The organism is Stecheria intestinalis, from assembly GCF_009696165.1.
In the GTDB taxonomy this organism is placed as follows: Bacteria; Bacillota_I; Bacilli_A; order Erysipelotrichales; family Erysipelotrichaceae; genus Bulleidia; species Bulleidia intestinalis.
In genome coordinates this window covers 1-8,907 of record NZ_VUMN01000052.1, presented here as the reverse complement: position 1 = coordinate 8,907, position 8,907 = coordinate 1, and the positions used below count along the sequence as shown (strand labels likewise).

11 protein-coding genes are annotated in these 8,907 nt (G+C 49.5%); all 11 read right to left on the bottom strand.

The window, feature by feature from the left end:
- Positions 1-291 precede the first annotated feature (291 nt).
- Positions 292-696: a hypothetical protein gene (locus FYJ51_RS13085; protein WP_154505985.1), complete on the bottom strand. Its 405-nt coding sequence runs from the start codon at positions 694-696 to the stop codon at positions 292-294.
- A gap of 189 nt (positions 697-885) precedes the next feature.
- Positions 886-1,038 carry a zinc-ribbon domain-containing protein gene (locus FYJ51_RS13080; RefSeq protein ID WP_105302997.1) on the bottom strand — a complete coding sequence of 51 codons (153 nt, stop codon included), beginning with the start codon at positions 1,036-1,038 and terminating at the stop codon, positions 886-888.
- Between the two features lie 23 nt (positions 1,039-1,061).
- Positions 1,062-2,930: an ABC-F family ATP-binding cassette domain-containing protein gene (locus FYJ51_RS13075; protein ID WP_328597277.1), complete on the bottom strand. Its 1,869-nt coding sequence runs from the start codon at positions 2,928-2,930 to the stop codon at positions 1,062-1,064.
- 10 nt (positions 2,931-2,940) lie between these two features.
- Positions 2,941-3,771 carry a LicD family protein gene (locus FYJ51_RS13070; RefSeq protein WP_105302995.1) on the bottom strand — a complete coding sequence of 277 codons (831 nt, stop codon included), beginning with the start codon at positions 3,769-3,771 and terminating at the stop codon, positions 2,941-2,943.
- A 22-nt stretch (positions 3,772-3,793) separates the two neighbouring features.
- Positions 3,794-5,182 (bottom strand): asparagine--tRNA ligase, encoded by a 1,389-nt coding sequence (asnS, locus tag FYJ51_RS13065; protein ID WP_154505984.1) that lies wholly within the window; start codon positions 5,180-5,182, stop codon positions 3,794-3,796.
- 29 nt (positions 5,183-5,211) lie between these two features.
- Positions 5,212-5,835: a redox-sensing transcriptional repressor Rex gene (locus FYJ51_RS13060; protein ID WP_105302993.1), complete on the bottom strand. Its 624-nt coding sequence runs from the start codon at positions 5,833-5,835 to the stop codon at positions 5,212-5,214.
- Between the two features lie 69 nt (positions 5,836-5,904).
- Positions 5,905-6,921, bottom strand: a complete 1,017-nt coding sequence (gene tsaD, locus FYJ51_RS13055; RefSeq protein WP_154505983.1) for a tRNA (adenosine(37)-N6)-threonylcarbamoyltransferase complex transferase subunit TsaD — start codon at positions 6,919-6,921, stop codon at positions 5,905-5,907.
- Positions 6,899-7,366, bottom strand: a complete 468-nt coding sequence (rimI, locus tag FYJ51_RS13050) for a ribosomal protein S18-alanine N-acetyltransferase (protein ID WP_154505982.1) — start codon at positions 7,364-7,366, stop codon at positions 6,899-6,901. The genes tsaD and rimI overlap by 23 nt, the downstream gene beginning before the upstream one ends.
- Positions 7,363-7,968: a tRNA (adenosine(37)-N6)-threonylcarbamoyltransferase complex dimerization subunit type 1 TsaB gene (gene tsaB / locus FYJ51_RS13045; RefSeq protein WP_105302990.1), complete on the bottom strand. Its 606-nt coding sequence runs from the start codon at positions 7,966-7,968 to the stop codon at positions 7,363-7,365. Before tsaB ends, rimI begins: the two co-directional genes overlap by 4 nt.
- Positions 7,965-8,417: a tRNA (adenosine(37)-N6)-threonylcarbamoyltransferase complex ATPase subunit type 1 TsaE gene (gene tsaE / locus FYJ51_RS13040; RefSeq protein ID WP_105302989.1), complete on the bottom strand. Its 453-nt coding sequence runs from the start codon at positions 8,415-8,417 to the stop codon at positions 7,965-7,967. Before tsaE ends, tsaB begins: the two co-directional genes overlap by 4 nt.
- A gap of 290 nt (positions 8,418-8,707) precedes the next feature.
- A partial coding sequence (locus FYJ51_RS13635; protein WP_205946340.1) for a hypothetical protein occupies positions 8,708-8,907 on the bottom strand: 200 nt, incomplete at its 5' end.

Genomic DNA, 8,907 nt, shown 5'->3' with positions numbered 1-8,907 from the left:
ACAGATAAAGCTCGGGAAACCGAGCTTTATCAGTCCGAACATCAATTCTTTCCGGAGACACGAAGATGAGCAGTTTCCGGACATCAGACCAGATCAGATACGGGACATTTCAGAAGAGCAGTAACATGTAGGCCCAACACGCAAATACGGCAGATGCTTTCTTCGGCCAAAAAGCAGGGCTCTTGAATTATTGGCTTGCAGCAGGCAGCTTCAGACTTGCTTTTCATCTTCCCAGTGCCTGATATTCTGATTCAGAGGCCACTGAAAACATCTGCCGCGTCTGCTTCCTATTCAGATTGCGAACAGGCTGGCGCAGTTTGTCTTATGCCTGTTTATATGGAGCACCGCCATCCCCAGCATGATGATATTTGCAATCTTGATCGCTACGTCCATCTTTGCCAGATTGCGGATTGTGTGATTCTCAAAGCAGAAATCCCGGTCCATTCTCCCATGGTATCTTTCTGCGCTGGTCCTGCTGTTGTATATTCGCTGGAATTTGCCGGAATCCCTCGCTATATCGTTCGGCACTCCTGGATCCTCGCTGATCTTCAGCCGATATACATGGTGCTTGTATTCATGCCGAATTGCTTCCCGATTTCTGTCGTATCCGCGATAGTGCATTTTCTGCATATATCTCGGATACCCGGTCTCCGGATCAATCTTCTCTTCTTCAATGGCTCGATCATTTATAAACACCTCTCCTGCTTCACTAGTGTTGATTAAGCTGATACTGAATGCCTTTTCTCAACAACCTAAATGATTCAAGCAGGGCCTGCCTGAAAGCTGAAAATGGGGAAATGACAGGCAGAATATTTTTCAATCGTTTATGGAGAATAAGAAAAACGCAGGAATCATCCTGCGAGTTTCCATAGATAGAAGACAAATTTACTTTCCCAGTTTCTTAAACAGCTTCTTCGGATTGATCGCATCTGCTGCTTTGCTCAGAACCGCATCTACTTTATTATGCGTGATAGCACCGCAGTACGGACACTTCTCGGCCCGATCCGGGATTGGCTTATGACATTTCCAGCATTCCATGATTTCGTATCCCTCTCAGATGATTATGAATTCATCTCTTCCCATTTCTCATAGAGATGGGCAAGCTCGTTATGAATATCATCGATCTTCTCATCGAGTTCATTCATCTTCTGATAATCCTGATAGTACTCGGGTTCAAAGCGCAGCGCACGATGAGCTTCCAGATCCTGTTCCTTTTCCGTGATCTGCTTCTCCAGCTTTGCAATCTCCCGTTTCTTTCCATCCGGGCTGAGCATCTTCTCAGCTGGCTTTTCCGGAATCACTGGTGCAGCAGCTTCCTGCTTCTTCGGTTCCGGAGCGGGGATTCCGTTCTTCTCTGCTACGTATTCATCATACGTCATCGGCAGATATTCTGCGCCGCCATTCTCCATGATCAGCAGACCAGTAGCCAGCTGTTCAATGAAATAGCGGTCATGGCTGACAAACAGAATCGTTCCGGAAAATCCCTTCAGAGATTCTTCCAGTGCTTCCTTGCCTGGAATATCCAGATGGTTCGTCGGCTCATCGAGAATCAGCACATTGGAATGCTGAAGCAGAAGCTTTGCAAAACTCAGCCGGACCTTCTCACCGCCTGAAAGCACATCTACGGTCTTGAATACTTCATCCGCACTGAACAGGAACTGACCGAGAACAGATCTCACCTGCGTCCTGTCGAGATCCGGATTCTCATCCCATAGTTCTTCCAATACCGTCTTACCGGAAGAGAACTGCGCAAGCTGCTGATCGAAGTATCCCTTCTCAATCTGATGACCCCATAAGAACGAACCGCCAAGCGAAGGAATCAGTTCCATCAGCGTCTTCACGAACGTAGACTTGCCGCATCCATTCGGACCGATGATCGCAATGCGGTCGCCTCTGCGCATCGACATGGATACTTCGGTCAGCGGATGATCATAGCCGATCTTCAGATGATCTGTTTCCAGCACCTTCTCGCCGCCTTTGATCCGCGGAGTGAAGTGCGCATGGAACGTCTTCATATCTGCTTTCTGCACCGGATCAAGCTTTTCCATCCGATCTAGATACTTGATCTTCGACTGTGCAAACGATGCTTTGTTCTTCTTATAGCGGAACTTCTCAATCAGTTCCTGCAGACGCTGGATATCTTTCTGCTGACGCTCATACGCCTGTTCCTGGCGTTCCAGGTTATTCTTCTTCTGCACGACAAACGAAGAATAGTTACCGACATAGCGGGTCATCTTCCCGTATTCCATGTCATAGACAACATCCGCAGTATGATCCAGAAACATCCGGTCATGAGAAACCATGACAACCGCTTTCGGGTAGTTCTTCACATAGCCTTCCAGCCACTCGATCGTCTCCATGTCGAGATGGTTCGTCGGCTCATCCAGAAGCAGGATATCCGGCATGGAGAGAAGAAGCTTCACGAATGCGATTCTGGTCTTCTGCCCCCCGGAGAATTCGCCGATCTTCCGATGAATCTCCTCCGGCGCAAAGCCGAACTTCGTGAAGACCGTCATCATCTCGGATTCCCAGCTGTAGCCATTAACAGCCTCAAATTTTTCCTGCAGTTCTGCGTAGCGGGAAAGGAGTTTCTCGGAAGAATCTGTCTTCATCCGTTCTTCCAGATCATGCATCTCATGTTCCATGGCAAGAACAGGCTCAAAGACCGCCCGCAGTTCCTGATCAACCGTCAGATTGTCATCCGACAGCGGCTTCTGCGCAAGATACCCGATCGTGACCCCGTTCATTCTGGAAACCGTTCCGGAATCGAAATCCATCTCTCCGCACATGCAGCGAAGGAATGTAGTCTTTCCGCAGCCATTGCGGCCGACGATCGTAACCTTCTCAGTTCCCTTGATTTCAAACTGCACGTCCTCGAATACGGAATCCGCACCGAAGGACTTGCTTGCATGACTTACCTGATAAAGCACCTGATTCTCCTTACAATCTGATATCTACGATATGCTTTGCAAACCGCTTGTTCTCCGGCGGCAGCTGTCTCCAGCTCGGAGCGATCGCAGTATTGAGATATTCTTCCGGATGATGGGCAATCGGCAGTTCAGTGTCCTCAAACGGCACATACTGCGCCGGGAAAATATCATCATAGCGGAAGATGAACGGATGGAAAGGACTCTTCCAGACCCAGGTCAGATCAAAGCCGATATAGGGGCTGTGTTCTTTCTCGCACCGCTCGCTGTATGAAATCGCATTATGCATGATGAGGGATTTGATTCCCTTCGGATTCACATGGAAGACATTGTCCGCAATGATCTCAGGAACCATGAGCACGTCATTGGCCAGCCGGGGCGGCAGGTCCTTCCATTTATCGGTCGTGGCATAGTCCCAGACAAACACATCCAGAAATACACCATCGCAGCCATCATACCCTGTGCATCGATTGGACAGCAGGGAATTCACTTCTTTCAGATACGTTCCCTTCTTGCGGATCTTCATGCCCGGAATCAGCACGTTGAACCGCTTGTCCGTATACCAGCACTGAAATACATACTTGTCCGGACATTGTTCCTTCATGACCTCAATGAAGCGCATGAAATCACTGCGCATCATGAAAATATCCGCATCATCGTCCCACGGAATAAACCCCTTATGGCGAACCGCACCAAGCGCACTTCCGCCCGAAAGAAAATAGGGAATATCGTTCCTGCGGCAGAGCTCATCGATATCCTTCATCATCTCCAGAAGAACCATCTGGACATCATGAACTGTGATCTTTGTCCCATCCGGGTTCTGCTTCAGTACATATTCTTCCATTTTCCAAATATACTCCTGTTTCTCAGAACATCAGGTTGCGCGGCGTCCGTGCAAACGGAATCACGTCACGGATGTTCTCCATGCCGGTCACATACATGACAAAGCGCTCAAAGCCCAGACCGAACCCCGCATGCTTGCAGCCGCCGTACCGGCGAAGATCCAGATACCACTGATATCCATCCATCTTCATGCCAAGTTCCTTCATGCGGTTTTCCAGCACATCGAGGCGCTCTTCTCTCTGGCTGCCGCCGACCAGCTCGCCGACACCCGGCACCAGCAGATCGCAGGCAGCAACCGTCTTGCCATCCTCATTCTGGCGCATGTAGAATGCTTTGATGTCTTTCGGATAATCCGTCAGGAACACCGGTCCCTGCACTACCTTATCGVTGATATACCGCTCATGCTCGGTCATGAGGTCCATGCCCCAGTGGATATCCTTATTTTCAAACTGCTCCGGATCTGCCTTCTTCAGAATCTCGATTGCTTCGGTATAAGGCATTCTGCGGAACTCGCTGTTCTTCACATGATCAAGACGCTCAATCAGACCCTTCTCAATGAATTCATTGAAGAACTTCATCTCTTCCGGACAGTTATCTTCCACATACTGGATGCAGAACTTCACCATGTCCTCGATGCAGTCCATATCATCTTCCAGATCAGCGAAAGCCATCTCCGGTTCAATCATCCAGAACTCAGCCAGATGGTTCGTCGTATTCGAATTCTCAGCACGGAACGTCGGCCCGAACGTATACACATCGCGGAATGCCAGAGCAAACGCCTCAGCCTGCAGCTGACCGGAAACGGTCAGACTGGCATGCTTGCCGAAGAAGTCTTCGTCATACTTGCCATCGCTGCGAGTGGTAACCGTAAACGTCTCGCCGGCACCCTCAGCATCATTGCCGGTGATTTCCGGCGTATTGACATAGACAAATCCCTGGTCCTGGAAGAACTCATGAATAGCCATAGCCAGCACGGAACGAACCCGGAATACCGCACTGAATGTATTGGTCCGCGGACGCAGATGACCGATCTCACGGAGATACTCAAACGAATGACGCTTCTTCTGAAGAGGATAAGTCTTGTCGCACTCTCCTTCCAGCACAATCTCCGTTGCCTGGATCTCGAACGGCTGCTTGTTATCCGGAGTAGCTACATACTTTCCGGTCACCGAAACAGCAGTGCCGGTCAGGTACTTTCCGACTTCTGCAAAATTCGCCAGCGACTGCTCATAGACGATCTGGGCATTCTTGAAATACGAACCGTCATTCAATGCCAGAAATCCGACATTCTTGCCAGCCCGGTTCGTTCTGACCCAGCCCTGCAGGAACACATATTCCACCTGGTCCTTCTCCAGCTGGGACCCTTCATTCGTCAGTTCATACAATTCCCTGACCGTCATTTCACTCAGCATAGTATTCTCCGATCTCTCCTTACTGCTGTTTATTTCTGCATGGAGTTTGCCTCAAAGACAAGCTCCTGAATCGACGACACGACATCGATCTGTTTCACATGTACATTTGCCGGCACTGTGAAATGGTCGCTCACGAAACTTACCAGTCCCGTAATTCCGTTCTTCACGAGCAGATCAACCGTAGGCTGAACTTCCCGGGAAATCGTCAGAATTGCAATCCGGCATCCTTCCGGCTTCTTCTCTGCAATCTCATTCAGATTGTAGACCGGGACACCAGCGCCCTTCACATCTTCCGGCTTCAGATCAAAGGCACATACAATCTCACCGACCACATGGTTCCAGTGATTGTAGTTCAGAAGTGCCTTTCCGAGGTTTCCGCATCCGACCAGAATGATCTTCTCATCAAAGTTCATGCCGAGCTGATCGCTGAAGATCTGAATCAGATCATCAACCTTATAGCCATAACCCTGCTTCCCGAGATTTCCGAGAAAGCTGAAGTCTCTGCGGATCGTGGTAGATTCGATGCCGACATAATCGGCAAGTTCCCGGGACATGATGCGATCCACTCCGTCTGCCTTCAGACGGCGCAGGGCCTTCAGATATACCGGATAGCGATGCAGTGTTGCCTTTGGTACTAGTTTATTGTTTTCCATATTATTCACCTGCGTACAGTGTATCATAAACTAGTGAATGTGATAATATGAATAATCCTAACAAGATAATTAATTCTCTCCAGGCATCATCAGACCCGGATCTGCGGCGGCATCAAATCCGCCGAATGCTTTATGAAGGTACGCAGTATAACCCACCGCACCGATCATTGCCGCATTGTCCGTGCAGCACTTCAGAGGCGGAATGACCAGCTTCGTTTCCGGATAAGCCTTCATCTTGTCCGTCATCATGGAACGAAGACGGGAATTAGCCGCAACTCCGCCTGCCAGTACCAGCATCTTCGGCTTGAATTCCTTTACCGCTGCACATGTCTTATCCGTCATGGAATTCAGTGCAGTCTCCTGGAAAGCATATGCCATATCAGCCGGATTAACTTCCTTGCCCTGCTTCTTCAGACGCTGATCCAGCTGCAGCACTGCGGTCTTGAGGCCGGAGAACGAGAAGTCATAAGGCTTAGCCGTCTTCGGCGTCGGCAGCACATAGTCCGGATCTGCCTTGCCGAGCTTAGCCAGCTTATCCATGACCGGTCCGCCCGGATAGCCGAGGCCCAGCACACGGGCAACCTTGTCATATGCTTCGCCGATCGCATCATCCATGGTTGTGCCGATGACCTTGAAGTCCCAGTCATTCGCCATCCATACAAGCTGCGTATGACCGCCCGAAACAACCAATGCCATTAACGGGAATTCCAGATCCGTCACGAACCGATTGGCAAAGATATGTCCAGTGATATGATGAATCGGAATCAGCGGCTTATGGAACTCCCAGGCAAGCGTCTTGGCAGCCTGAACGCCAACATGCAGAGAACCGATCAGACCAGGACCCTGGGTATAGGCAATCGCATCGATGTCATCCATCGTCACCCCAGCCTGCTTTACCGCCTCGCTGATAACTGCAGAAATATTCTCCACATGAATGCGGCTCGCTACTTCCGGAACGACCCCGCCATATAATGTATGCACATTGATCTGACTCGAAACAACATTGGAAAGGATCTCTTTCCCATCCCGGACTACCGCACATGCTGTCTCATCGCAGCTTGTCTCAATTCCTAATATCAGCGTCATCTTTCTGACCTCCAATCGGCTTCACCATGAGATACGCATCTTCGCCATTCTCGTAGTAGCCTTTTCTTATATTCACCTGAATAAACCCATGTTTCTCGTAGAGATGCCTTGCCGGAGCATTGCTTACGCGTACCTCCAGGGAAAACGTCTCGCAGCCTTGATCTGCCGCATCTTTCTCTGCATAGCTCAGCAATGCACTGCCGATGCCGCGATTCTGATATTCCGGATCCACTCCGATCGTCGCAACCTGAGCCTGCTCATATAGAATCCAGTAGTCAAGATACCCGACTACCCTCCCTTCTTCTTCATCGACAAGAAGAATTGCAAAGGGATTCTCATGCAGTTCATGCTCGAATTCCTTCCACGGCCACGGGCTGTCCGCAAACAGCACATTCTCCAGCTCAGCAATGCGATCAAGATCCTGGTCTTCAGCAGCTCGGATCATTGATGATGAGGCAGGTAGCTCTCACTGCTCTTCAGATATTCCGGCTTTACGAGATGCACATTCTCTGCATACTTCCACTGATCTTTCAGCGCCAGGAAATTCTCAGCAAGATCCGGAATATGGTCTTCTCTTCCTACCAAACTGCCATCGCCGATCACGGTTTCCGCTTCTAGGATCTCTGCCTTCACTTCTTCACAAGGCTTCGCTTCTACCGTACCGGAAAGAACCCCATATTCATAAACCGCTGTATAGACACGGCCTCCTCTTGCATCAAGGACGACGCGGGCTCTTGGCTCCATGCCAGCAAACAGCTGCAGCGTGCCAACCGTTGCGATCGGAAGATTCCGCATCGCACAGAATACCTTCGCCACTGTCATCGCAATCCGTACACCGGTATAGCTGCCAGGGCCTTCGCTGACCACGACCTGACCGATATCTTCCGGTTCCAGACCGGCTTCCTTCATCAGATCCATCAATCTCGGAAACAATTCTTCCGACTGCTTCTTCCAGCACTTTTCCTGGAACTTCGCCACGATCTGATCATCCCGGATCAACGCGATCACAAGATACTGAGTACTAGTATCCATGCATAATGTAATCATCTGATTTCCTCCAGAAGCTGTTCGTATTCAGCCCCATTCGCTGTCATCGTAAACTCCCGATCACTTTCCTCAAGCAGACGGATTGAAATAGAAAGATACTCTTCCGGAACAAGATCCGGTACAAACTGAGACCACTCAATGACCGTCAGCCCGCCATCTGTCAGATACTCATCAAACCCGAGATCCTGATGAACCCCTTCAAGCCGATAAGCATCAATATGATTCAGCTCCAGCCGGCCATGATATAACTTCTGGATCGTGAAGGTAGGACTGGTAACGGTTCTCGTGATCCCCAGACCCTTTGCAATTCCCTGGGTCAGACACGTCTTACCCGCCCCGAGATCGCCTTTCATCAGGAATACCATATCAGGCTTCGCATGAGCACCGAGCTTTTCTCCAAGCGCATGCGTTTCCTCGACACTTTTCGTAATCACTTTCAGTTCTTTCATAACTGTGCCTCGCAGGCATTAATTATACACGCTCTGAGTGCCATTGCATGCATAAATACCCACTTTCAAAGGTTCGTAAGCCATCAGCAGAAGAATCATCACATGCATGAATGGAAGCATCAAAAGAACTAAGCCCGAGGTAGAGTAAAACAGATACGTTTAGTAAGCTGCCGCTGTCCCCGTTTTCTGATTCCCTTTGCATGGATAAATGATTTCATTGCTTTATAACAAAGGTCCCCTAAACATCCCATTTTCATTTCTGAGACCTTTCGGAGCATCTGCACAAAGAATCAGGACCATGGATTCAAATATTGATTCAGTGTTCCCAATGGCCAGTCAGTATAAGGTAAGAGGGACAAAAGCATGCTCCAGAGTAACATAAAAAAAAGAGGAAGAGCAGAAGCTCTTCCATCGATTACCCGGCAGCGTGCTTGTTTCACTGAGGTCCGCTCAGCTATTTTCGCCCCTGCAGTGCTTAACTTCTGTGTTC

Coding starts and splice junctions, on each gene's coding strand:
- FYJ51_RS13080 (WP_105302997.1), bottom strand. CDS start 1,038: ATGGAATGCTGGAAATGTCATAAGCCAATCCCGGATCGGGCCGAGAAG.
- FYJ51_RS13070 (WP_105302995.1), bottom strand. CDS start 3,771: ATGGAAGAATATGTACTGAAGCAGAACCCGGATGGGACAAAGATCACA.
- FYJ51_RS13060 (WP_105302993.1), bottom strand. CDS start 5,835: ATGGAAAACAATAAACTAGTACCAAAGGCAACACTGCATCGCTATCCG.
- tsaD (WP_154505983.1), bottom strand. CDS start 6,921: ATGACGCTGATATTAGGAATTGAGACAAGCTGCGATGAGACAGCATGT.
- rimI (WP_154505982.1), bottom strand. CDS start 7,366: ATGATCCGAGCTGCTGAAGACCAGGATCTTGATCGCATTGCTGAGCTG.
- tsaB (WP_105302990.1), bottom strand. CDS start 7,968: ATGATTACATTATGCATGGATACTAGTACTCAGTATCTTGTGATCGCG.
- tsaE (WP_105302989.1), bottom strand. CDS start 8,417: ATGAAAGAACTGAAAGTGATTACGAAAAGTGTCGAGGAAACGCATGCG.